At 72.3% G+C, this 23,725-nt stretch carries 22 protein-coding genes and 1 pseudogene; 12 read left to right on the top strand and 11 right to left on the bottom strand.

The features are described 5' to 3' along the window. The first annotated feature begins 31 nt into the window (after positions 1-31). Genes HNQ79_RS07780 through HNQ79_RS07770 form a run of 3 tightly spaced genes read left to right on the top strand, consistent with a single transcriptional unit; the run spans position 32 to position 3,113 of the window. Positions 32-1,039, top strand: a complete 1,008-nt coding sequence (locus tag HNQ79_RS07780; protein ID WP_229923329.1) for an ABC transporter ATP-binding protein — start codon at positions 32-34, stop codon at positions 1,037-1,039. Then, a complete protein-coding gene (locus HNQ79_RS07775; RefSeq protein WP_229923330.1) occupies positions 1,036-1,842 on the top strand; it encodes an ABC transporter permease in 807 nt (268 codons plus the stop codon). The genes HNQ79_RS07780 and HNQ79_RS07775 overlap by 4 nt, the downstream gene beginning before the upstream one ends. Then, positions 1,839-3,113: a DUF6895 family protein gene (locus tag HNQ79_RS07770; protein ID WP_185028337.1), complete on the top strand. Its 1,275-nt coding sequence runs from the start codon at positions 1,839-1,841 to the stop codon at positions 3,111-3,113. The genes HNQ79_RS07775 and HNQ79_RS07770 overlap by 4 nt, the downstream gene beginning before the upstream one ends. A 47-nt stretch (positions 3,114-3,160) precedes the next feature. On the opposite strand, the pseudogene HNQ79_RS07765 reads toward HNQ79_RS07770, so the two are convergent. The 4 genes and pseudogenes from HNQ79_RS07765 to HNQ79_RS34430 form a co-directional block, all read right to left on the bottom strand. Beyond that, positions 3,161-3,454: pseudogene (locus tag HNQ79_RS07765) on the bottom strand (DUF1990 domain-containing protein); the annotation flags it as partial. Between the two features lie 32 nt (positions 3,455-3,486). Then, positions 3,487-4,236: a class I SAM-dependent methyltransferase gene (locus HNQ79_RS07760; protein WP_185028763.1), complete on the bottom strand. Its 750-nt coding sequence runs from the start codon at positions 4,234-4,236 to the stop codon at positions 3,487-3,489. Between the two features lie 408 nt (positions 4,237-4,644). Continuing rightward, entirely contained in the window at positions 4,645-5,043 is a 399-nt protein-coding gene (locus HNQ79_RS07755; protein ID WP_229923331.1) for a hypothetical protein, read from the bottom strand. Positions 5,044-5,051: 8 nt separating this feature from the next. Further along, on the bottom strand, positions 5,052-6,428 hold the full coding sequence (locus tag HNQ79_RS34430) for an amidase domain-containing protein (protein WP_185028331.1): 1,377 nt from the start codon (positions 6,426-6,428) through the stop codon (positions 5,052-5,054). Between the two features lie 162 nt (positions 6,429-6,590). Between HNQ79_RS34430 and HNQ79_RS07745 the strand changes: the two genes are divergently transcribed. Continuing rightward, positions 6,591-7,106, top strand: a complete 516-nt coding sequence (locus tag HNQ79_RS07745) for an RNA polymerase sigma factor (RefSeq protein ID WP_185028329.1) — start codon at positions 6,591-6,593, stop codon at positions 7,104-7,106. Positions 7,107-7,395: 289 nt separating this feature from the next. On the opposite strand, the gene HNQ79_RS07740 is transcribed toward HNQ79_RS07745, so the two are convergent. From HNQ79_RS07740 to HNQ79_RS07725, 4 genes are all read right to left on the bottom strand, one after another. Beyond that, positions 7,396-8,607, bottom strand: coding sequence for a GGDEF domain-containing protein (locus tag HNQ79_RS07740; RefSeq protein ID WP_185028327.1), 1,212 nt, complete (start codon positions 8,605-8,607; stop codon positions 7,396-7,398). Positions 8,608-8,736: 129 nt separating this feature from the next. Continuing rightward, positions 8,737-9,549 (bottom strand): enoyl-CoA hydratase/isomerase family protein, encoded by an 813-nt coding sequence (locus HNQ79_RS07735; protein WP_185028325.1) that lies wholly within the window; start codon positions 9,547-9,549, stop codon positions 8,737-8,739. A gap of 132 nt (positions 9,550-9,681) precedes the next feature. Then, the gene (locus HNQ79_RS07730; protein ID WP_185028323.1) at positions 9,682-10,929 is read right to left on the bottom strand and encodes an adenylate/guanylate cyclase domain-containing protein; all 1,248 of its coding nucleotides are present in this window, start codon (positions 10,927-10,929) and stop codon (positions 9,682-9,684) included. A 408-nt stretch (positions 10,930-11,337) separates the two neighbouring features. Continuing rightward, entirely contained in the window at positions 11,338-12,210 is an 873-nt protein-coding gene (locus tag HNQ79_RS07725) for a biotin--[acetyl-CoA-carboxylase] ligase (RefSeq protein WP_185028322.1), read from the bottom strand. A 146-nt stretch (positions 12,211-12,356) separates the two neighbouring features. Here HNQ79_RS07725 and HNQ79_RS07720 point away from each other — a divergent pair, with 146 nt between their 5' ends. The 4 genes from HNQ79_RS07720 to HNQ79_RS07710 all read left to right on the top strand — a co-directional run bounded on the left by HNQ79_RS07720 (position 12,357) and on the right by HNQ79_RS07710 (position 15,154). Next, on the top strand, positions 12,357-13,949 hold the full coding sequence (locus tag HNQ79_RS07720; protein WP_185028320.1) for an acyl-CoA carboxylase subunit beta: 1,593 nt from the start codon (positions 12,357-12,359) through the stop codon (positions 13,947-13,949). 38 nt (positions 13,950-13,987) lie between these two features. After that, positions 13,988-14,194, top strand: coding sequence for an acyl-CoA carboxylase epsilon subunit (locus HNQ79_RS07715; protein ID WP_185028761.1), 207 nt, complete (start codon positions 13,988-13,990; stop codon positions 14,192-14,194). A gap of 144 nt (positions 14,195-14,338) precedes the next feature. Continuing rightward, positions 14,339-14,467 (top strand): morphogenic membrane protein MmpB, encoded by a 129-nt coding sequence (gene mmpB, locus HNQ79_RS33520; protein WP_260421530.1) that lies wholly within the window; start codon positions 14,339-14,341, stop codon positions 14,465-14,467. Between the two features lie 72 nt (positions 14,468-14,539). Continuing rightward, on the top strand, positions 14,540-15,154 hold the full coding sequence (locus HNQ79_RS07710; RefSeq protein WP_185028318.1) for a Maf family protein: 615 nt from the start codon (positions 14,540-14,542) through the stop codon (positions 15,152-15,154). Here HNQ79_RS07710 and HNQ79_RS07705 read toward each other — a convergent pair. Next, positions 15,135-15,725: a hypothetical protein gene (locus HNQ79_RS07705; RefSeq protein WP_185028760.1), complete on the bottom strand. Its 591-nt coding sequence runs from the start codon at positions 15,723-15,725 to the stop codon at positions 15,135-15,137. The two genes, HNQ79_RS07710 and HNQ79_RS07705, sit on opposite strands and share 20 nt — an antisense overlap. Positions 15,726-16,118: 393 nt before the next feature. Between HNQ79_RS07705 and HNQ79_RS07700 the strand changes: the two genes are divergently transcribed. After that, positions 16,119-17,873 (top strand): acetyl/propionyl/methylcrotonyl-CoA carboxylase subunit alpha, encoded by a 1,755-nt coding sequence (locus HNQ79_RS07700; protein ID WP_185028315.1) that lies wholly within the window; start codon positions 16,119-16,121, stop codon positions 17,871-17,873. Between the two features lie 369 nt (positions 17,874-18,242). Further along, positions 18,243-18,827: a TetR/AcrR family transcriptional regulator gene (locus HNQ79_RS07695; RefSeq protein WP_185028758.1), complete on the top strand. Its 585-nt coding sequence runs from the start codon at positions 18,243-18,245 to the stop codon at positions 18,825-18,827. Between the two features lie 132 nt (positions 18,828-18,959). On the opposite strand, the gene HNQ79_RS07690 is transcribed toward HNQ79_RS07695, so the two are convergent. Beyond that, positions 18,960-19,940: a DeoR/GlpR family DNA-binding transcription regulator gene (locus tag HNQ79_RS07690; RefSeq protein WP_185028313.1), complete on the bottom strand. Its 981-nt coding sequence runs from the start codon at positions 19,938-19,940 to the stop codon at positions 18,960-18,962. Positions 19,941-20,098: 158 nt separating this feature from the next. Continuing rightward, positions 20,099-21,538 (bottom strand): NAD(P)H-quinone dehydrogenase, encoded by a 1,440-nt coding sequence (locus HNQ79_RS07685; protein ID WP_185028311.1) that lies wholly within the window; start codon positions 21,536-21,538, stop codon positions 20,099-20,101. A 307-nt stretch (positions 21,539-21,845) separates the two neighbouring features. Here HNQ79_RS07685 and HNQ79_RS07680 point away from each other — a divergent pair, with 307 nt between their 5' ends. Together HNQ79_RS07680 and HNQ79_RS07675 are read left to right on the top strand one after the other, a co-directional pair. After that, positions 21,846-22,283, top strand: coding sequence for a gamma-glutamylcyclotransferase family protein (locus HNQ79_RS07680; protein WP_185028309.1), 438 nt, complete (start codon positions 21,846-21,848; stop codon positions 22,281-22,283). A 223-nt stretch (positions 22,284-22,506) separates the two neighbouring features. Continuing rightward, positions 22,507-23,316 carry a purine-nucleoside phosphorylase gene (locus HNQ79_RS07675; protein WP_185028307.1) on the top strand — a complete coding sequence of 270 codons (810 nt, stop codon included), beginning with the start codon at positions 22,507-22,509 and terminating at the stop codon, positions 23,314-23,316. Positions 23,317-23,725: the final 409 nt, after the last annotated feature.

Raw genomic sequence — 23,725 nt, 5'->3', positions numbered from 1 at the left:
CGGGGAACCCGAGCGAATCGAGGAGATCGACGTGTCCACCGCAGAGGCGCCGGCAGCCTTCGAACTGACCGACCTCGTCGTGCGCTACGGCAAGGTGCGCGCCGTCGACGGCGTGTCCATCAGCTCGCCGCCCGGCCGGATCACCGCACTCCTCGGCCCCAACGGGGCGGGCAAGTCCAGCCTGCTGGGAGTGCTGTCGACGGCCTCGCGACCAGCCTCGGGGCACGTCCGCGTCTTCGGACACGACGTCCTCACGGCCCCGGTGGCCGCCCGGCGCCGACTCGGCCTCGTCTTCCAGGAACGCACCCTGGACAAGGAGTTGTCCGTCGAGCGCAACCTGTGGTTCCACGCCCGCCTCTTCGGCATGCAACGCTCCGACGCCCGGGCGCGGATCGACCTCATGCTGGACCTCTTCGAACTGACCGACCGCCGACGGCAGCCGGTCGAGGACCTGTCCGGCGGCCTCGCCAGGCGCGTGGAGATCGCCCGCGCCCTGCTCCACCGGCCCAACCTGCTCATCCTCGACGAGCCCACCAACGGCCTGGACCCCACCGCCCGGGCCGCGGTCTGGGCCGACCTGCTGCGCCTGCGCGACCGGCTCGGCGTCACCGTCCTCTACTCGACCCACTACATGGACGAGGCCGAGTACGCGGACGAGATCGTCATCCTGCGCAAGGGCAGGGTCGTACGGCAGGGAAGCCTCGGAAGCCTCAAGAGCAGTCTGGATTCCTCACGCATCGTGGTGTCCTGTGCCGACGACGACGCCGCCGCCCGGCAGTTGCGCACCGCGGGCTTCGAGCCGCTGCACGAGCCCGGCGGGGTCGCCGTGCACTGCGCCGACCCCGAGTCCCGCATCGCGGACGTGGTCCGGGCCCTGGACGTGCCCGGTCTGACCGTCGCCGTCCACCACCCCTCCATGAACGATGTCTACCTGGCCGCGGCGGTGGAGCACGAGAGCCCGGGACTCGCGCCCGGCGACCACCGGGAGCAGCCGGGCCTTCCGCACGAGCACCGCCAGGAGAGGATGAGCACCCAGTGACCGCGACCATCGTTCACGACGTCGGGCCGGAGACCGTCCCGGAGGACAGCCGGCTGATCGTCGCCCTGCGCGCCGTCGGCGTCATCGCGCACCGGGATCTGCTCCGGCAGGTCAAGCGGCCGGGCATGCTCATCAGTCAGGGGGTGCAGATCCTCTTCTTCGTGCTCGTCTACGCCGTCGGCTTCAACGCCATGATCGGTTCGGTCGGCACGGTGCCGTTCAGCGCGTACGTTTTCCCCGGGATCATCGCCATCCAGGTGGTGTCGATCGGTGTCGCCTCCGGCCAGACGTACGCCTGGGACCGGGAGTACGGCGTCCTGCGCGAACTCCTGGTCGCGCCGGTCCCCCGGATCTGCCTGCCGCTGGGCAAGGTCGTCGCGGGGGCGGGCATGGTCACCGCGCAGAGCGTCGTGATGCTGGCCTTCGCGCCCCTGGCCGGGATCGCGCTGACGCCCGGCCGGTTCGCCGCCGCCGTCGGCGTCTACGCGCTGACCGCCGTGGTGTTCAGCGTCATCGGCCTGTCCCTGGCCACGGTCATCAAACGGGTACAGACCCTCCAGGCCACCGTCCAACTGGCCATGTTTCCGATGCTGTTCCTCTCCGGATCGGTCTTCAGCGCGCAGGATGCGCCCGGGTGGCTGGCCTGGATCATGCACCTCAATCCCATGTCGTACGCCGTCGACCTGGCCCGCCAGACCCTGGTGGGCAGCGGGGGGCTGCTGCCCTGGTGGGCCGACCTCGGAGTCCTGGCCGGGTTCCTGGGGGTCGTCCTGTGCGTGCTGCGGCTCAGGAGCGGCCGGTGACCTCGGCCACCCGGCCCCGGTCTCCCGGGCAGCTCGACGAGGGCGAGGCCGCCGACCTGGTGCTGTCCGGCACCCTGCGCTGGATCGAGTCCCAGGTGGAGTGGTTCGCCCCGGAACGCTGGGAGCAGCACCTGCCCCGCCGCCCCTTCCGCCCCGGTCCCCTCCTGGAACTTCTCGGCCTGGTCAGGATCCTGGAGCGCGCGGACGCCCTCCCTCCCACGGCTCCGCTGCGGACCAAGGCACTCGACCTCGCCGAACGGGCAGTCGCCGAACGGTCCTTCGAGGCAGGTCTGCGGGCAGGGGACGACTTCCTCCCCTACCACCTGAACCTGATCGCCCTGCTGGAACAGCTGGGCCGCCCCCAGCCCGCCCTCCGCACGGTGGGCCAGGCACTGCTCACGGCGGACTCGGGTGGCCTCGCCCGACCGTACAAACCGGTGTTCAACCGGCTGGAGCTCCGCTACTTCGCCGATCGCGGCGGCTTCACCGCTCCGCCCCACCTCCCCGAGGCAGGCGTACTCCACCGGCAGAGCATCGCCGCGCTGGACCCCGACGTCCTGCAACTGAGCGAGAGCGAGACCTACGCCCTCACCCATGTCGTCTTCTACGCGACGGACTTCGGCCGGAAACCCCTCCTGCTCGACGGCGACGACGCGGCAGCACGACTGCGCGAGTCCGTACGCATCCTGCTCGGCGTCCGCCTGGCCCGCGGAAGTCTGGACCTCCTGGCGGAACTGCTCGTGTGCGAGTCCGCCCTGAGGACGGGTACGGGTTCCGGTGCGGGTACGGACGAGGGTACGGCCCGGACGACGGCTGCCGCTTGGAACACCCTCACCGCCGCCGTGCGGCCGGACGGCGCCGTGCCAGGCCCGGTGCACCGGCCCGACGTCATGACCGGCCTGAGAGGGGACAAAGCGGCCGCGTACCTCTTCGGCACCTGCTACCACACGACCACCGTGGCAGCGCTCGCCGCCGCCGTGCGAAGGAACCGCCCCCGGGAGCGCACTGCCGCGCACGGCCCGGCTGTGCCGCCCGCCGAGTCCGACCACATGCGGGCCTGGGCGCACGAGGTCACCACCAGCGCTGCTTCCTCCCCGCCCGGCCTGCAAAGGGCATGGGCCGCCCAGCTCGACTCCCTGCTGGTCGTGGCCGCCCAGGACCGCGCCCTGGAACTGCTGGCTGACCTCCTCCACGCCGCCACCGCCCTCGGCCGGGCCGACCGCCCCGTCCCCCGCAGGGCGGCGGAACTCCTCGCCGCCTGGACCCACTGACTCCACCGCGTCCGCCGGGACGGCGACGGCCCCCGCCGACCCGGCAGCTACTCCCCCGTCCGGGCCGCCCCTCGTCGCGCGTCCCGGCGCACCGCGCGCCGCAGCACCCGCCCACAGCGCCGCGCGTACGCGGCCTGGAACAGCGGCACCAGTGGCCCGGCTGCTCGGGCGTACCAGGCGACGGGGCGGCTGAACGCCCGGACGGTCAGCCACACGCTGCCGTCCGCCTGGTCCGTTTCGACGAGGAACACTTCCTCGCCGCACTCGGGGTGGCCGGGCAGCGTCCCGTACCCGAATCCGGCGCGGCGCTCCTCGTCCACCGTCCACACCACCCGGCACGGCGTGCTCCGGCGCCGGCGGGGGTGGTGAAGATCTACCCGTGCACGCGCCGGAACAGGGCCGTCCACAGGAAGCTCTCGCCGAAGTGCGGGGAGTCGGCGGGCTCGTCGCGCATGCGGCGGATCTCGACCTCCTCCAGGCCCGGGACGGCGGCGAAGATGCGACGGAGGGACTCCGCGGAGTAGGCGAGGCCGCCGTGCAGGTGGGGGCGGTCGGCGCGGTAGAGGTCCGCGTCGGGGATCTCGCTGCCCATGCCGCCCTCGCCCGCCGCGAAACAGGTGAGGGAGAAGTACCCGCCGGGCGCCAACAGACGTTCCAGCATGGCGAGATAGCCGATGCGGCGGTGCGGCGGCAGGTGGTGGAAGCAGCCCGAGTCGTGGATGACGTGGTACGGGCCGGACAGGGGGGCGGAGGCCTGGGTGAGCGCGAACGCGTCGCCACAGGTGAAGCTGATCCGGGACGCGATCTCCGGGCCCGCCTCGCGGGCGCGGTCCTCGGCCCAGGCGATGGCCTTCGGGGAGAGGTCGACGGCGTCCACGTCGTAGCCGGCGGCGGCCAGGAGGAGAGCGTTGCGGCCGGGGCCGCAGCCCAGGTCGAGCGCCTCGTCGCCGCGGCCGTGCCCGAAAAGTCCGCCGTGCAGGTACGAGGCCAGGTTCTCGTCGGGCTTCGGGACGAAGAAGGGGACGGGCCGGTCGCGGTCCGCGTAGAAGCCGTCCCACCAGTCGGACGCCCCTTCCGTCCACCGGTCCGTCTCGGGGGCGAACAGCCCGTCGAGGAGGGCCATGACGTCGTCTGCGGTACGTATGGAACGGTTGCGGTCGTGCTTCACCCAGACCCCCGAAGTGTGCGGTGCGGTAGGGGTCAATTCTAAGCCCGCAGCCCGTAAATGCCCAGGTGGGAGGGGGTGTTGGGGTGCGGGGCGGGCTCGCGTACGGAAGGTGGGCGGCCTCCCGTGCGGCACGACCGCCGTACCCCCGGCGGTCGCGGACAACATGCCGCCCCGGCCCGCCCCGGGCCGTTACGGGGCCTTGCTGGGCGGCGGCGCGGTGGATGTTTTCCCGGGTCCGCCGGGAGGGCGGAAGGTCCGGAGTCCAGGAGTCGGCGCTCGGTGCCGGTTCGGCGGCAGGGGGTCCGTCCCCGCCACCGAGAACCACGTGTTCATCGTCCCGAGCGCCAACTCCCCGGCGCCTGCCTACTTTTTCGTGCTGCCGGTCACCGACACGACGAACCGCCCGTCGACCTCAAGGACAGCAAGGTCGGCGATCGGTGCCGATGCGGGTCCGAGGGCGAACCGATGCTCGGCCCCCATCCGGTCCCCGCGGCGCTCACGGACATCGAGCGCGTCCGTACCTCCGGCGGTGTCGAGCTCGGCGACCCATGCGACCGCCTCATCGACGCTCTCGCCCTTCTGGAGGTATCGGCAGACTTCCTCCTCGGACTTGTTCTGGGCCGTCGCCGCACCCAGGAACTGCCGCACTGCCTCCTCGCCGGACTTCGCACCACTCCCGCAGCCGGTCCTTCCGCAGGCCGTTGCCGTTGCCAGCAGGCCCACCGACGCCACGAGGGCGAGCCAAACCGGCAGACGGCCCATGGTCCTGCTCACACCTTGTTTGCCCACCATGTCCTTCCCTTGCTGTTCATCGCGGTGAACGGCTTGTTCTTGGTGTTGGACGTGTGATACGAGAGCAGCGGGACTCCGCGACTGTGCCCGGTGGTCACCATCGAATGCACCATGTTGTTGTAGCTGGTGCTGTTCGCATACTGAAGGATGTCACCGACTCGCAACTGGTAGACGTTCGACCATCCGGTTGCCCGCTTGGACTCGATCCGCGCGAAGCGGAAGAAGTTGGGAGCGCCGGCCCACGTCCACGAAGCACGTATTCCGACGTTCCCGGTGTACCACCAGTTGCCGTCGCTGCGGTACCAGCCCAGGTCGTGCTTCCAGCCTCCCGCTTTGAGCGACTGCGACACGAAGTTGGTGCAGTCCTGCGACCACTCGTGGTACGAGCGGTTGGGGCTCAGTGCGTGTTTCAGGGCGTAGTTCTTCACCTTGGTCCGGTTGGCCGCGCTCAGTGCCCGGGTCTCGAACCCGCCCGGTGTCTCGTCCTTGGCCAACGGCTTCGTCGAGGACGGTGCGACCGCCGGATCGGACGCGGGGACGAGTGGTGCCTTCAGACCGGGGTCGGTGAACTCGGCCGGATCGAACTTCGGCACACTGTCGAAGTCGAGCAGTTCGGCGGGAACCTGATCGAACTGCACTGCTTCACCGTCAACGGCGAAGAACTGGCCCGGCCGCAACGTGCCGAGCGGTGCGTCGATCACCGCGTACGGCTGCAGTTCCTCCCACACCTGGCCGTCGCCCAGTGTCCTTGCGATGTGCAGCGTGACGAACCGGACGCCACCGTCGGTCACCACGCGCTCGATCGACGCGTCGACATCGGTGACCTTGATCCTGCCGTCGGCGTGGAACTCTTCGGCGACATCGCCCATCCTGCTCGCCTCAGCAGCGAGGGAACGGAGCGCGCGAGGTTCAGCGGCGAGCCGTGACACGTCTTTGCCCACGGATCGCTGAAGTCCGGCGGCGGACGTGTTCTGCTTCTCGACGTAGATCTTGCGGTTGATGTGCTCGACGGCGCCGGCGAGGTCGGCCGCTGCCAGCGTGACGCCGCGCGAGTCCCTCAGAGGCTCGGCCGACGCAGTGGAGACAGTGGCCGTCAGCAGCCCAGTGAGCAGCGTCAGCGCGCCTATCAGTGCGACGCCGGCCCTGCCCCTCGGCGCGGCCTCTTCTGCGTGGACCTCGGACTCCTGGGTGTCGCCTCTTCGTGTTCGATTCAATTGCTTCACTTCATCCCCCGTGGGTCGGAGCCCCCCATTCACCTCGATGGGGGTGGCTTCGAACCACCTGATGTCACCGGATCGAAAAATCCCACAGGCCCGGCCGAATGAATCACCGGCTGCGCTGCCGGTTACGAACACCGGTGCGTCGAGGGCTTGTTACGCTGCCGAAGGGGGGAACGCATCCCTGAATGCGGCCTGCCGGTCGGTCTCCCAGGGGCACGTGGCATCCAGGGGGATGCTGCCTCGGCACGGCCTCCTTCAGCGCGATGTGTCAACGGACGCGCTCGGGGGAGGCGCCGGATGAGGGACGTTTTCTATAGCGAGTTCTTCGCAGACATGCTTCCGAAGGTGCACCGTTTCATCCGGGCGAGATTCCCTTCCGGGCTCGCCGAGGACCTGGCCAGCGAAACGATGTTGACCATCTGGCGCAAAGAGGTGCCCGTTCCCACCGACGACGTGGGCTTACGGCAGTTGCGCACCTTGACCTACAAGATCGCTCTGGGGCACATCTCCAACGCGGAGAGGAAGGGTGCCCGAGAATCGGGTGCGCTCCAACAGGGGATGCTCCGATGCATTCCTGGAGTCGACCCCACGTACGAGGCGGTCGTACCGGTGGTCCTGGCCGAGGCGATCGCCCAACTCGACCACAACGACCGCCAGGCGGTGAACCTGATGATCGCCGGGTTCCGTACCGCGGAGATCGCGGAGATCCTCGGGATCACCGAGAAGGCGGCATCCATGCGCCTGGCGCGTGCGCGGAAACGACTTGACCGCAGGCTCGTCACAGGTGAGGGGGAGGGAGAGGGCACCGCATGATCCTGAATGCGGGGGCGGGCCCGCGGACCTGCTGCGGCCCCGAGGCGTGCGGTGCGGTGGGGCGATCCGTCAGCGCGCAGGCCATAGCCGCCTTGGTGAACGGGGCGTTGGGGCGCGGCGTGGGACTCGTACGCTGAGTCAGGCCTCCCCGGCAGGACGACCACCGCACCCCGCGTGAACGAGTCGCGCTGGGCCCGGCGTCCTCGGTCCGGCGCGCGACGCCCGCCGCCCCTTCGCGCGGACCGGGCCGTTCCAGGCCCCGCCGCCCCCGGTACGGACCGCGCCCCGGCTACCGCCCGTCGCGACCCGCCGCGCCGCGGAAACGTCGGCGTTCGCCCGTTCCGCGTTCCTGCGGTGTCTCGGCCAGCGGGATGACCTCGCCGTCGCGCCCCGCCACCACCGGCTTCGCCGAGCGGGCGGCCTTGGCGCGGTACTGGGCGGCGTCCGCCAGTCGGAAGAGGCGGCGGGCGGAGGTGATCTCGCCGATGGGGTCGCCGGTGGAGGCGATGCCGCAGGCGACGCCGTCGCCGAACTCCAGCTCGGCCGCGCGGTGGCAGAGTTCGTCGGCGACCCGGACCACCTCGTCGGCCGTCGGGCCGACGGTCAGGAGGCAGAACTCGTCGCCGCCGAGGCGGGCGGCGAGCGTGCCGGGGAGCATGGCGCCGCAGCGCGAGAGGACGCAGCCGAAACGTTCCAGCAGGCGGTCGCCGGTGGCGTGGCCGAGGGTGTCGTTGACCCATTTGAGGCCGTTCACGTCGCAGACGGCCAGGCTGACGACGGCTCCGGTGTCCCGGTGCGCTTCGAGGGCCTCGTCCAGGCGTATGTCGACGGCTCTGCGGTTGGCGAGACCCGTCAGGGGGTCGGTGAAGGCGAGTTTGCGGACCTCCTCCAGGCGTTCGGTCTGGACGATCCCGGCGGCGATGACCGAGGCGAGCACGGTCGCGAAGTCGGCGTCCGCCCGGTCGAAGACCGGCTCGCCGACGGCGCGGGCCACGTACAGCTCGCCCCACGCCCTGCCGTGCAGCACGACCGGTGCGACGACGCAGCAGCCGCGGCCCCGGCGGCGCAGGGCGGCGACCCTCCCCCACACCCCGAACGGCGCGGGGGACGGCCTCCGGCGTCGGTCTCCCCGGTCGCTGCCCCCGCCCTTTCCGGACCCGGTGTCCGGGTCGCGGTCGCCGTCCGCCGTCTCCACCCACGCGTCCGGCTCGCCGCCCCCCGCCCACTGCTCGTGCAAAAACTCGGTGATCTCGGGGAACTGGTGGACGGGGTACGTCTCGTCCTCGGGAAACTCCTCTTCGCCCGGCGCGCGCTCGCCCTCGTTGACCAGGACCCGCAGCCGGCCCGCCTCCCGTTCCCATACGGAGAGCGCGGCGAAGCTGCCGCTGAGCGCATCCCGTGCCCCCAGCGCGGCCGCCCGCCAGCTCTCGCGGGGCGTGTGGGCGGCCGCCATCGCCTGCGCCAGCGCGACCACGGCCCTCACACGCACGTTTTCACCCATTAGTACAGGTTAGGCATGTTTTGCCTGATCCCCCGCTCGGGAGGGGCGGTCCGGGTCACCAGGAGGCCGTACGGGGGCCACCGAGGACGGGACCGGACCGCACGGGTGCGCGCACGGCCGCCGCGGGCGTCACTCGCCGGGCCACTGCGGCTTCCGCTTCTCGTTGAACGCCGCCACGCCCTCGGCCCGGTCGCCCGAGAACGCCACCGAACGCCACGCCGCGTCCTCCACCTCCAGGCCCGCCCGCAGGTCCAGGCCCTGGCCCAGCCGCATGGCCTTCTTCGCGGCCCGCAGCCCGACGGGGGAGTTGGCGGCGATCCGGGCCGCCAGCGCGAGGGCCTCCTCGCGCGCGTCGCCGCCGTCGGGGGCGAGGACGTCGACCAGGCCCAGCTCCGCGGCCTCCGCCGCCGCCACCCGGCGCGCGGTGAACACCAGCTCCGCCGCCCTCGCCGCACCCACCCGGCGCGGCAGGAGCTGCGTGCCGCCGCCGCCGGGCAGGACGCCCACGGACACCTCGGGAAGCCCGACGACGGCCGACGCGTCGGCGACGATGACGTCACAGGCCAGGGCCAGTTCGTAGCCGCCGCCGAGGGCGAAGCCGTGGACGGCGGCGACGGCGGGCATGGGGAGGTCGAGGACGCCGGTGTACGCGGCGCGGGCGGCCGGGCGCTGGCGGACGAGTTCGGCGTCGGTGAGGGAGTTGCGCTCCTTGAGGTCGGCGCCGACGCAGAAGGCGCGGTCGTTCGAGGAGGTCAGGACGGTCGTACGGACGGTGGGGTCGGCCGCGAGGGCCGCGCACGCCTCGGTGAGGGAGGCGGCCATCGCACTGGACACCGCGTTCATCGCCTTGGGGCGGTCCAGGACCAGCTCGGCGACGTGACCGCCGTCGCCATGACGTCGTACCGCTACGAATTCGCCGTACCGCTGCTCGTCGCCGCTCATGCCGCACCCTCCGGTTAACGATCGTTTCCCGGGGATCTTAGGCGCGCCGTCGGCCGGTCAGGAAGGGGGCGGCCGGGCGCCCGGCGCAGGGCGCGGGCGGGCGGGGCGCGGGCGGCCGGCCGGGGGTGACCGTCAGGAGGGGTCGGGCTTGGCGCGGCGGGCCAGCATCCACGGTTCGACCATGCCGAGGCCGCGGACCGGGCGCTGCCACATCGGCTGGAGGCCGAAGCGGTACGTGGGCGACTCGGTGCCCTCCTTCTCCGCCTTCTCCGCCTCCGCGGCGGCCTCCGCCTCCGAGACGGGGGCGTCACCGGTGCGGGACAGTTCCTCGGCGAGCGCGCCGTCGACCAGGACGGTGTCCTTGGGCGCTATCGAGGTGAGCCGGCTCGCCAGGTTCACGGTGGTGCCGAAGACGTCGCCCATGCGGGTGGTGACCGTGCCGAAGGCGATGCCGACGCGCAGGGCGGGCATCGTCTGGTCGTTGGAGAGGGTCTCGATGAGGCGCAGGGCGATCTCGGCGGCGGTGCCCGCGTCGTCGGCGCAGTAGAGGACCTCGTCGCCGAGGGTCTTGATGAGGCGTCCGCCGTGGGCGGCGACGAGGTCGGCGCACGTGGTCTCGAACGCTTCGACGAGTTCGCCGAGCTCCTCCTCTTCGAGACGGCGGGTGAGACGGGTGAAGCCGACCAGGTCCGCGAAGCCGACGGCCAGACGGCGGTCCACCATCTCGTCGTCGTCGGCGGCCTGCACGACCCGGCCGGTGGCGGCGGCGAGCTGGCGGCGCCACACGTAGACGAGGAACTCCTGAAGTTCCGGGAGGAGCAGCTCGACCAGCGGATACGTCACCTCGGTGCGCGTCATGCCGGGCTCGGGAGGCTCGGTGAGGCCCTCCAGGAAGCTGTCGATCTGCCATTCGGCCAGCCGGGCGGTGGTCTGTCCGGTGGAACGGGCGACCTGAACGGCCATCGGCTCGCTGAGCAGGCCCGCCTCGACGAGGCCGGCCAGGCGGCGCAGGGCGAGAACGTCCGCTTCGGTGAGCGCCTTGGCCTGGCCGATGTCCGGGAAGCCCATGGCGCGCCAGAAACGGGAGGCGAGGTCCATGGAGACACCGGCGGTGCGGGCGGCCTGGAACGCGGTGTAGCGCCGCTCGGCGCCGAGGATGAGCTGCTCCAGGCGGATCGCGAGGGGATCGTCCGAGGGCTCGGCGGTGTGGTCGACCTCGTGGAAGACGGGGGGCGGGGGCGGGGTCTTGTAGACGTCCGGGGGGCGCTGCGGAGTCGCCGGAGTAGGGGACTGAGGGTCCTGGGGACCCCCGGGACTCCGGGGGGCCTCGGGGCCGGAGGGATCCGCGTCCCCGTCGGACGTAGTGCCGTCGACGGTCACCTGCCGCCTCCTGCCCGTTCCCTGCGCACTGCCCGCACTGCCCTACCGCCGCCTGTCGATCTCTCGCGACCCGTCCTGTGGCGCCCGGTCACGGACCGCGTGACGCGGGTCGCCTCAACGATACGGCAGATGTGCCGTGGCTCACTCCCCGCGCGGGGGGCCGGTGGGGCGGGTGTCGTCGGGCGGGGTCGCGGGACCGGCCGTGCGGTTTCCGGCGCCCGCACCGACCGGGCGCGCCCCGCCCGGGGTCCCGCCCCGGGTCCCGGCCTCGTTGCTGACCCCGTCGGCGCCACCGGCCCCGTCACTCGTCCGCTTCCGCTCCCGGCCGCGCTGCCCGTCCCGGCTCCGCTGCTGGTCCCGCCTCCGCCTCTGCTCCCGCTGCCGGTCCCGCCACTCGTCCCGCCTCCGCTACTGGTCCCGCCCCGCGCGCAGGTGCACGATGTCGCCGGCGCCCACCGGCTGCTGCACGCCCTCCGCCGTGCCGATGACCAGCCGGCCGTCCCCGTCCACGGCGACCGCCTCGCCGGTCAGGACGTGGCCGCCCGGGAGTTCCGCGCGGACCGTGCGGCCCAGCGTCGCGCAGCCCGCCGCGTACGCCTCCTGGAGGCGGCACGCCGCCGGGTCGCCGCCGGCGTCGCGCCACTCCCCGTACCACTGCTCGATCGAGCGCAGGACGGCCCGCAGCAGGGTGTCCCGGTCGGTGGAGACCGCCCCGGCGAGGGCGAGCGACCCGGCGGCCGGCACGGGGAGCTCGTCGGCACGCAGGGAGACGTTGAGCCCAACGCCGATCACGACTCCGTCGCCCACGCGTTCCGCGAGGATGCCGCCCGCCTTCCGTTCCTCCCCGTCGACGGTGACCAGGAGGTCGTTGGGCCACTTGAGTGCCGTGTCCACCCCGGCCTCCCGGCTCAGCGCGGCGGCGACGGCGACGCCGGTGAGCAGCGGCAGCCAGCCCCAGCGCTCCCCCGGAACGCCCTCCCCCGGCTTGAGCAGTACGGAGAAGAAGAGTCCCGAGCGGGCGGGCGCCGACCAGGTGCGGTCGAGGCGCCCGCGTCCGTGCGTCTGCTCCTCGGCGACGAGCACCGCGCCCTCCGGGGCGGAATCCCCGCGTCCGGCGAGGTCGCTGTTGGTCGAGCCGGTCGCGGCGACCACGTCGAGCGAGGTCCACAGCCCGCCTTCGCGGACCAGCGCGCGGCGCAGGGCCGGCTCGTTGAGGGGGGGCCGGTCGAGGTTGTTCCAGCGGTCCGGCCGGGGGGTGTCTGAAGCATCGGGAGGCGTCATGCAACCCAGCGTAGGTGTGGCAAACGACGCACTGCCGACCAGCGGTCCCGCGGCTACGCTACGGGTCAGTAGCCGTCCGTACCGTCGCCGTTGACGCCTGGCCCGCTTGGCGCGTCGACGCAGTCGAAGCAGGGAGCCGCATCCCCGTGTCCGCACCGCAAGAGCCGCAGAACGCCGACATCCACACCACCGCGGGAAAGATCGCGGATCTCAGCCGCCGCATCGAAGAGGCCACCCACGCGGGGTCCGAGCGCGCGGTGGAGAAGCAGCACGCCAAGGGCAAGCTGACGGCGCGCGAGCGGATCGCACTGCTCATGGACGAGGGCTCGTTCGTCGAGCTCGACGAGTTCGCCCGGCACCGCTCCACCAACTTCGGCATCGACAGGAACCGCCCGTACGGGGACGGCGTGGTCACCGGTTACGGAACCGTCGACGGCCGCCCGGTGTGCGTGTACTCGCAGGACTTCACGATCTTCGGCGGCTCGCTCGGCGAGGTGTACGGCGAGAAGATCGTCAAGGTCATGGACTTCGCGCTGAAGACCGGCTGTCCGGTCGTCGGGATCAACGACGGCGGCGGCGCCCGCATCCAGGAGGGCGTGGTCGCGCTCGGCCTGTTCGCGGAGATCTTCCGGCGCAACGTCCACGCGTCCGGTGTCGTGCCGCAGATCTCGCTCATCGTCGGCCCGTGCGCGGGCGGCGCGGTGTACTCCCCGGCGATCACCGACTTCACGGTGATGGTCGACCAGACCTCGCACATGTTCATCACGGGTCCCGACGTCATCAAGACGGTGACGGGCGAGGACGTCGGCTTCGAGGACCTGGGCGGCGCGCGCACCCACAACACGACGTCCGGGGTCGCGCACCACATGGCGGGCGACGAGAAGGACGCCATCGAGTACGTCAAGTCGCTGCTCTCCTACCTGCCGTCGAACAACCTCTCCGAGGCCCCCGCCTTCCCCGAGGAGGCCGACCTGGAGACCACGGACGAGGACCGCGCGCTCGACACGCTCATCCCGGACAGCGCCAACCAGCCCTACGACATGCACACGGCGATCGAGCACGTCCTGGACGAGGGCGAGTTCCTGGAGACCCAGGCCCTGTTCGCACCGAACATCCTCACCGGCTTCGGCCGCGTCGAGGGCCACCCGGTGGGTGTCGTCGCCAACCAGCCGATGCAGTACGCCGGTTGCCTGGACATCAACGCGAGCGAGAAGGCCGCGCGGTTCGTCCGCACCTGCGACGCCTTCAACGTGCCCGTGCTGACCTTCGTCGACGTGCCGGGCTTCCTGCCGGGCGTGGACCAGGAGTACGGCGGGATCATCCGGCGCGGCGCGAAGCTCATCTACGCGTACGCGGAGGCGACCGTCCCGCTCATCACCGTCATCACCCGCAAGGCGTTCGGCGGCGCGTACGACGTCATGGGCTCCAAGCACCTCGGCGCGGACCTCAACCTGGCCTGGCCGACCGCGCAGGTCGCCGTCATGGGCGCCCAGGGCGCGGTGAACATCCTGCACCGCCGCACCATCGCCGCCGCCGAGGACCCGGACGCCACCCGCGCCGAACTGATCGCCGACTACGAGGACACCCTCCTCAACCCCTACGTCGCGGCCGAGCGCGGCTACGTCGACGCGGTGATCATGCCGTCCGACACCCGCGCCCACATCGTGCGCGGCCTGCGCCAGCTGCGCACCAAGCGCGAGTCCCTGCCCCCGAAGAAGCACGGCAACATCCCGCTCTAGTAGCTCCGGAAAGGCAGTTGGTGACCATCATGGCCGACATGATCAAGGTCGTACGGGGCAACCCGACCCCGGAGGAGCTGGCCGCCGCACTGGCGGTGGTCCAGGCCCGCGCCGCGGCCTCGGGCACCGCGGCGCCGGGACCGGCCGCCCCCCGCCCCGCCTGGTCCGACCCCTCCCGGGTCGCCGCCCACCGGCTGCCGCAGCCGGGACCCAGCGCGTGGGGACGCACGTACTGGCCGTCCTAGCCGGGGCCCCTCCTGCCGGGCGGCCGGTCCGGCTGGGTGGGGCCGCCCCGCCGGAGGAACCAGGGGGAATTAGTCATTCCGCACCGGGGCGCCTGAGTACACGTACTCAGGCGCCCCGGGCCTCTGCGTCGCACCATCGAAGACATGCTGTGGTCCGACCCGGAGAACGAGCCGCCCGAGGAACTCCGCGACATGCAGGCCATGCTGCGTCGCGCGGGACTGGTCCTGGCGCTGGCGATGGTGGTGGCGATGATCGTGCTCGGTCTGCACTGAGGCCCCGGTAGTCGGCGAGCCGGTGCAAAGGCCTCGTACGGGCCACGACGGCGGCCACGCCCCCCTCGTACGATGACCCGCATGACTGAACAGCGCCGCCGCCTCGTCCTCGGATCCGCCTCCCCCGCCCGGCTGGGACTGCTGCGGCAGGCGGGGCTCGCCCCGGAGGTGATCGTCAGCGGTGTCGACGAGGACGCGCTGAGCGCCCCGACGCCGGGCGAACTGGCCCTCGTCCTGGCAACGGCGAAGGCGGACGTGGTGGCCGCGCTCCCGGAGGCCGCCGGAGCACTGGTGATCGGCTGCGACTCCGTACTGGAACTGGACGGGCAGGCGCTCGGCAAGCCCGACGACGCCGAGGACGCGACGGCCCGGTGGAAGGCGATGCGGGGACGGTCCGGGGTGCTCAGGACCGGGCACTGCGTCATCGACACGGCGAGCGGACGCCGGGCGTCCGCCACCGCGTCGACGGTCGTACATTTCGCGGAACCGTCGGACGCGGAAATCGCCGCGTACGTGGCGAGCGGCGAACCCCTCTACGTGGCGGGCGCCTTCACCCTCGACGGCCGCTCGGCGCCGTTCGTACGTGGCATCGAGGGCGACCCCGGCAACGTCATCGGGCTGTCGCTGCCGCTGCTGCGGAACCTGCTGGCCGAACTGGACGTGGCGATCACGGACCTGTGGGCCTGAGTCCGGGTCCGGCGGGTCCGGGAGGCGCTGCGGGGCCGGTCGGTCCGGGAGGTACCGCGGGGCGGGTCGGTCCGGGCGGTGCCGCGGGGCGGGTCGGTCCGGGAGGTGCCGGCGGTCCCGCGGGCTCCAACTGCCCACCGGGGCGGCTCGGTTCCGGGGGCGCAGCCTGCCCGTCCGGGTCGCGCTGCCCGTACAGCAGCAGGCACAGCACGATCAGCCCCAGCACCGCCATCGTCCAGCCGAACGCCCACCAGCCCACCAGGCCGACCGCCGCCGCGCCCAGCACCCCGTGCGCCACCGCGCAGACGATCAGCAGGATGCGGGCGAGCCGGGCGGGCGCCCGGTCCCGGAGGGCCGCCCGCAGCAGGAACACACCGCAGGCGGCGAGGAAGAGACCGGCGAGGCCGCCCAGAACCCAGGCACCGGCCGCCGTCGCCCGCGGGTCCGTGCCCGCGAGGGACATCGACTGGCCGTCGACGACCCGGCCCAGTACGTAGTGGACGAAGACGACGCCGACCGCCTCCAGGAACAGGACGAGCGCTGTCGCCGCCGCCACCGGCCTGCGTACCATCACGCGACCACCCACTTCCGTACGGGAGTTCTCGAACGCGCACGCTACTCACTGGTAATGCTCACGACAAGGGTCTACGGGCGCCCCCGCACCGGTCTCCGCGGGTACGACCGGACCCCGCTTGCCGCAGGGCAAAGTTTGCGCGACGCCTTCGTAGGGACTCCACAAAGAAACCCCTCCCCCCACTGGCCACCAGAACAGAGACCTTGGCCACATCACGGGGTTACTGTGCGATGAGGTAACCCGTCGTACCGTGGTGCGACAAGGGATTTCGCGACTCGAGTGCACCTCGAATCACGCTCCGTGTGGGCAAGCTCACCATTGGGGACGGGTCGTATGGCCGTGTAGGCAGTCCCTAAACTCAGCTTGTTTCACAAGGAGGAGGGAGTCATCGTGCGCAAGGTGCTCATCGCCAACCGAGGCGAAATCGCTGTCCGCGTCGCCCGAGCCTGTCGGGACGCCGGGATCGGGAGCGTAGCGGTCTACGCCGATCCGGACCGGGACGCTCTGCACGTCCGCGCGGCCGACGAGGCGTTCGCCCTGGGCGGTGACACCCCGGCCGCCAGCTACCTGGACATGGCCAAGGTGCTCCAGGCCGCGAAGGACTCGGGCGCGGACGCCATCCACCCGGGCTACGGATTCCTCTCCGAGAACGCGGAGTTCGCGCAGGCCGTCCTCGACGCGGGCCTGACCTGGATCGGCCCGCCGCCGCAGGCCATCCGCGACCTCGGCGACAAGGTCGCCGCCCGGCACATCGCGCAGCGCGCCGGCGCCCCGCTGGTCGCGGGCACCCCCGACCCGGTCTCCGGCTCGGACGAGGTCGTCACCTTCGCCCGCGAGCACGGCCTGCCCATCGCGATCAAGGCCGCCTTCGGCGGTGGCGGTCGCGGTCTGAAGGTCGCGCGCACGCTGGAGGAAGTGCCGGAGCTGTACGACTCGGCGGTACGCGAGGCGGTCGCCGCCTTCGGCCGTGGCGAGTGCTTCGTGGAGCGCTACCTCGACAAGCCGCGCCACGTCGAGACCCAGTGCCTGGCCGACACCCACGGCAACGTCGTCGTCGTCTCCACCCGTGACTGCTCCCTCCAGCGCCGGCACCAGAAGCTGGTCGAGGAGGCCCCGGCGCCCTTCCTCACCGCCGAGCAGAACGCCGAGCTGTACGCCTCCTCCAAGGCGATCCTGCGCGAGGCCGGTTACGTCGGCGCGGGCACCGTCGAGTTCCTGGTGGGCGCGGACGGCACGATCTCCTTCCTTGAGGTCAACACCCGTCTCCAGGTCGAGCACCCGGTCACCGAAGAGGTCTCCGGCATCGACCTGGTCCGCGAGATGTTCCGCATCGCCGACGGCGAGGCACTGGGCTACGACGACCCGCCGGTGCGCGGACACTCCTTCGAGTTCCGCATCAACGGCGAGGACCCGGGCCGCGGCTTCCTCCCCGCTCCCGGTACGGTCACCAACTTCGCCCCGCCGAGCGGCCCGGGCGTACGCCTGGACGCCGGCGTCGAGTCGGGTTCGGTCATCGGCCCGGCATGGGACTCGCTCCTCGCCAAGCTGATCGTCACCGGTGCGACGCGCGAGCAGGCGCTCCAGCGGGCGGCGCGGGCGCTCGCTGAATTCGAGGTCGAGGGCATGGCCACGGCTATTCCCTTCCACCGCGCGGTGGTTGCGGACCCGGCGTTCACCTCGGACCCGTTCACCGTCCACACCCGGTGGATCGAGACCGAGTTCGTCAACGACATCCCGGCGTTCACCGTGCCGGGATCCGAAGGCGACGAGGACGAGTCCGGTCGCGAGACGATCGTCGTCGAGGTCGGCGGCAAGCGGCTGGAGGTCTCGCTGCCGTCCTCGCTGGGGATGTCGCTGGCCCGTACGGGCCTCGCGGCGGGCGCGAAGCCGAAGCGCCGGGCGGCGAAGAAGTCCGGCTCCGCGGCCTCCGGCGACAGCCTTGCCTCGCCCATGCAGGGCACCATCGTCAAGGTCGCCGTCGAGGAGGGTCAGCAGGTCAACGAGGGTGACCTGATCGTCGTCCTCGAAGCGATGAAGATGGAACAGCCGCTGAACGCGCACCGGTCGGGCACGGTGAAGGGCCTGTCGGCGGAGATCGGCGCTTCCGTCACGTCCGGCGCCCTGATCTGCGAGATCAAGGACTGACCCACCCCCCTCTCCCCACGGCCCGCCCCCACCGCAGGAGGCGGGCCGCCCCCTTCCCCACCCCACCCCCGTAGCCCTCTTGGCCGACGAGAGCCCCCTTGGCCGACGGGGCCGCGCGCCGTAGCCCCCTTGGGCGGCGGGGGCCGCCCCCGGGGGCGGAACGGGCGGGCAAGGGGGCGGCCCCCACCGGACGGTGCCGCCCCCGCCCCGCGCCCTGCCACTCCACGTACGCCCGGGACCCGTACCCCCGGCCCCCCGCACGCCTCACCCCCGCACAACCCCAATGGCATGCTGGACGCCATGGCGACCACCAGTCCCCCCACAACCCCCATCACCGCGACAGCGACAGCGAGCCCCATGCCCCGCCCCATGCGCGCCGACGCCCGTCGCAACCACGACCGGCTGCTCGCCGAAGCCCGCGCCGCCTTCGCCGCGCACGGCACCGACGCCTCCTTGGAGGAGGTCGCCCGCCGCGCAGGCGTGGGGATCGGGACGCTGTACCGCCACTTCCCCACCCGGTACGCCCTGATGGGCGCGGTCTTCCAGGGCGCGGTCGACGAACTCGTCGCGCGCGCCGAGGGCTTGACCCACGCGAGCGCCCCCTGCGAGGCCCTCGTCGCATGGCTGCGCGCCATCATCACTCATGCGGGTGAGTACCGCGGCCTGGCGCGCGCGCTGATGGCGGAGTGCGGCACCGACAATCCCGCCTCGGCGATGGCCTCGTGCAGCATCCCGATGCGGGAGGCGGGTACGGCGCTGCTGGCCCGCGCCCAGCGGTCCGGCGCCGTACGCCCCGACGTCCCCATCCGGGACCTCATGCAGCTCACCAACGCGATCGCGCTGGCAGCCGAACAGTCGCCGGACGACCCCGAGTTGGCCGACCGGTTGCTGTCCCTGGCGCTGCGCGGCCTGCGCCCCCGCACGGAAGAGGACGGGCCGGCGTCACAGCCGTAAGCGGCCTCCGGTACGAGCTACGGCGCCCGCCCCAGCAGCCACCGCGTGAGCAACGCCCGCCCGCACCGCAGCGGACCCGTACCGGCCACGGAGACCCGTACCGGCCACGGCGGCCCCGCACGGGGCAGCCGCTCAGCGCCGACGCATATCGGCCACTCTCGCCCGCTCACCGGCCGCCGCCTGCTGCTCGCCGAGACTCGCAGCACTGCGCAGCGGACCGCCGGGCGCCCCCGGATGCATGCGGCGCTGACCCGGCAGAGGCGTCTCCCGGCGCGGCTGCTGACGCCCCGCCGGGACGCCGTCGCCTCCGGGCGCGGACGCCCCCGCACCGCCCGCTCCCGCGACGGCGATCTGCACGCCCTGGTCGGCGAGCGCCTGCAACTCCGTTGCGGCGCGCTCGTCGTGCGGCGGCGGCTCGTCGGTCACCAGTCGGGTGATCAGGTCGGTGGGCACCGTCTGGAACATGGTGTCGGTGCCCAGCTTGGTGTGGTCGGCGAGGACCACCACCTCCGCCGCCGCCTGGACCAGAGCCCGGTCGACGCTCGCCGAGAGCATGTTGGAGGTGGAGAGGCCGCGTTCCGCGGTGAGGCCACTGCCCGAGAGGAAGGCGCGGGTGACCCGCAGTCCCTGGAGGGACTGTTCGGCACCGCTTCCCACCAGCGCGTAGTTGGAACCCCGCAGGGTTCCGCCGGTCATGACGACTTCGACGCGGTTGGCGTGCGCCAGCGCCTGGGCGACCAGGAGGGAGTTGGTGACGACGGTCAGCCCGGGGACCCGGGCGAGCCGTCTCGCCAGCTCCTGCGTGGTCGTACCGGCGCCGACGACGATGGCCTCCCCCTCCTCCACGAGTCCCGCGGCGAGGTCGGCGATGGCCGTCTTCTCCGCGGTCGCGAGGTGGGATTTCTGCGGGAAGCCGGATTCGCGGGTGAACCCGCCCGGCAGTACCGCACCGCCGTGCCGGCGGTCGAGGAGTCCTTCTGCCTCCAGCGCCCGCACGTCCCGCCGTACGGTCACTTCGGAGGTCTGGACGACGCGGGCGAGCTCACGGAGCGAAACCGCCCCGTTGGCCCGCACCATTTCGAGGATCAATTGGCGACGTTCTGCAGCGAACACGAAACTGACAGTAACCTGAGCGGCCGATAGTTTTCAGCAGTTTGCGCCGATTAACAGAAGTTGGTCACAAAGAGTGCCCGGTAGTGGTATAGGGGTGCGGGCCGGAGCATGTCCCGCCCCGGCCCGCGGCCGTCACCCTGCGCTACCGCCCGTTCGGCCTAGCTGTCGCCCGCCGTCTTGCGGGACTGCAGCTGCCGCGCGACCTCGGCGATCGAACCCGACAGCGACGGGTAGACCGTGAACGCCTTGGCGATCTGCTCGACGGTGAGGTTGTTGTCGACGGCGATCGAGATCGGGTGGATCAGTTCGCTGGCGCGCGGTGCGACGACCACGCCGCCGACGACGATCCCGGTGCCGGGGCGGCAGAACAGCTTCACGAACCCGTCCCGGATGCCCTGCATCTTGGCACGCGGGTTGCGCAGCAGCGGGAGCTTGACGCCGACCGCGTCGATGCGGCCCTCGTCGACGTCGGCCTGGGTGTAGCCGACGGTGGCGATCTCGGGGTCGGTGAAGACGTTGGAGGAGACCGTCTTGAGGTCCAGGGGCGCCACCGCGTCACCGAGGAAGTGGTACATCGCGATACGGCCCTGCATCGCGGCGACGGAGGCGAGCGCGAAGACGCCGGTGACGTCACCGGCCGCGTACACGCCAGGCGCGGAGGTGCGCGACACCCGGTCGGTCCAGATGTGCCCGCTGTCCTTGAGCTTGACCCCGGCCTCCTCCAGGCCCATGCCGGCGGAGTTCGGGATGGCGCCGACGGCCATCAGGCAGTGCGAACCGGAGATGACGCGGCCGTCGGCGAGGGTGACCTCGACGCGGTCGCCGACCCGTTTGGCGGACTGGGCCCGCGAGCGCGCCATGACGTTCATGCCACGCCGGCGGAAGACGTCCTCCAGGACGGCGGCGGCGTCGGGGTCCTCGCCCGGCAGCACGCGGTCGCGGGAGGAGACGAGGGTGACGCGGGAACCGAGGGCCTGGTAGGCGCCCGCGAACTCGGCGCCGGTCACACCGGAGCCGACCACGATCAGCTCGTCGGGGAGTTCGTCGAGGTCGTAGACCTGGGTCCAGTTCAGGATGCGCTCGCCGTCCGGCTGCGCGTCCGGGATCTCGCGCGGGTGCCCGCCGGTGGCGATCAGCACGGCGTCGGCCGTGAGCCGCTCCTCGGTACCGTCCGCCGCCGTCACGACGACGGTGCGCGAGCCGTCGTCGGCCTGCCGGCCCTCCAGACGGCCGTGGCCGCGTACGACCCGGGCACCGGTCCGCGTGACGGACGCGGTGATGTCGTGCGACTGGGCCAGCGCGAGGCGCTTCACCCGTCGGTTGACCTTGCCGAGGTCCACGCCGACGACGCGCGCGGACTGCTCCTCGGGCGGGGTGTCGTCGGCCACGAGGATGCCCAGCTCCTCGTACGAGGAGTCGAAGGTCGTCATCACCTCGGCCGTGGCGATCAGGGTCTTGGACGGTACGCAGTCGGTCAGTACCGACGCCCCGCCGAGTCCGTCGCAGTCGACGACGGTCACCTCTGCGCCGAGCTGGGCGCCCACCAGGGCCGCCTCGTACCCGCCGGGTCCGCCGCCGATGATCACGATCCGGGTCACGAAAAGTCCGCCTCGCGTTCGCTTGAGCCTGAGTCTGGGTGTCGCTGGGGTGCGCTGACTCCGCCCGGCCCGTCCTGCCTGCCCCGGCCGGGGTCCCGGGGGGTCGCCCCGGAGGAGTGCAGTACGTACGTCATTGTCCCGTACCCGGGAGCGGACTTCGCCCCGGGGCCCGCGTACGGGAACCAGGAGGGGCGTACGAGCGTTGTCATGCCCCCCATGTTCACCCCGCGCACGCCCCGGCCCTCCGCCCGGCACGAGATCAGCGGCGTCCGTACGCGAGCGTCGGGCCTCCCGTACCCTCGGAGCCATGTCGCTCTACGCCGCGTACGCCGGCAACCTCGACGCGCGGCTGATGTCCCGCCGCGCACCGCACTCGCCGCTGCGCGGCACCGGCTGGCTCAACGACTGGAGGCTGACCTTCGGCGGGGAGCAGATGGGCTGGGAGGGGTCGCTCGCCACCGTGGTCGAGGCGCCCCGCTCGCAGGTCTTCGTCGCCCTGTACGACCTCGCTCCGATGGACGAGGACTCCATGGACCGGTGGGAGGGCGTCGGCCTGGACATCTACCGCCGGATGCGGGTGCGTGTGCACACGCTGGAGGGCGAGGAAGCCACCTGGATGTACGTCCTCAACGGGTACGAGGGCGGCCTGCCGTCGGCCCGCTACCTGGGCGAGATCGCGGACGCGGCGGAGTCGGCGGGCGCGCCCCACGACTACGTGATGGAACTGCGCAAGCGCCCCTGCTGAGCCGCCCGGCCGGACGGTCCGCGGCACGCGTGCGCCCCGAACCGGGTGTGGCCAACCGCACCCGGACGGCCCAACGCCCTCGACGGCCCCCGATTCCCGGGCGTCGACGCCCCTTCCCGTACGGCCGGGGCGCGCGCTTTCGTACGAATGCACAAGCCTGCCCCGGCAGGTCCGACGAGCAGACATCTACGCGCGTAGGGCCAAAGCGGCTACCCTTCTGCGCGTGAACGCATCTGTTATTTCGGACCCCCAAGCCGCCGCCGACTCCGCGGCCGCGCGCCTGCGTGAGCTCACCGGCGCCGAGACCCATGACGTCGCCCTCGTGATGGGCTCCGGCTGGGCGCCCGCCGTGGACGCGCTCGGCGTCGCCGAGGCCGAGTTCCCGGTCACGGAGCTGCCCGGCTTCCCGCCCCCCGCCGTAGAGGGTCACGGTGGCAAGATCCGCTCGTACAGGATCGGCGACAAGCGCGCGCTGGTCTTCCTCGGGCGTACGCACTACTACGAGGGCCGCGGTGTCGCCGCGGTCGCACACGGTGTCCGCACCGCCGTCGCGGCCGGCTGCAAGACCGTCGTCCTCACCAACGGCTGCGGCGGTCTGCGCGACGGCATGCGCCCCGGCCAGCCGGTCCTCATCAGCGACCACCTCAACCTGACGGCCGCCTCGCCGATCATCGGCGCGAACTTCGTCGACCTGACCGACCTGTACTCGCCGCGTCTGCGGGCCCTGTGCAAGGAGGTGGACGAGACCCTGGAGGAGGGCGTCTACGTCCAGTTCCCCGGCCCGCACTACGAGACCCCGGCCGAGATCAACATGGTCCGTGTCATGGGCGGCGACCTGGTGGGCATGTCCACGGTCCTCGAAGCCATCGCGGCTCGTGAGGCGGGTGCGGAGGTGCTCGGCATCTCCCTGGTCACCAACCTCGCCGCCGGTCTGTCGGGCGAGCCCCTCAACCACGAAGAGGTCCTCCAGGCCGGCCGCGACTCGGCGGCCCGCATGGGCAGCCTGCTGGCGCGGGTGCTGGAGCGCATCTAGCCGGGCCGGGGGCGCGGTTCGCGGGGAATAGTCCTTGCCGGGCCGCACCCCGGGTCCGGCCGCCCCGCCCGGGCCGGACCGGGGCCGGGCCGGGTTCGGGGCCGGTGCGGACCGCTCCTCCGCCTCCGCCGGGCGGCGGGCCGGGCCACCGGCCGTGGGCCGCTCCGCGGGTTCGGCCCCTCCCCGCCCCTTCCCGAAACCGCTCGCCGCGGGTCGGGGGCCCTCTGCGCGGGTCCGTGGTGGCTGGACGCGCAGTTCCCCGCGCGCCTCAAGCGGGCCCGTGCAGAGCGGTGCGTGGCCGTAGTGACCAAACTTCCCCGTCCCGTGGCGAGCGGTCCGGCGGAGGGGCGGGTAGGGGACCGGAACCGACGACCGCCCCGCCCTGTCCCGCCACCGCCCGGTGACCACC

It is taken from the genome of Streptomyces candidus, from assembly GCF_014207445.1.
GTDB lineage: Bacteria > Actinomycetota > Actinomycetes > Streptomycetales > Streptomycetaceae > Streptomyces > Streptomyces candidus.
The sequence above is the reverse complement of the archived record's forward strand: the minus strand, read 5'-3'. Positions and strand labels throughout refer to the sequence as shown.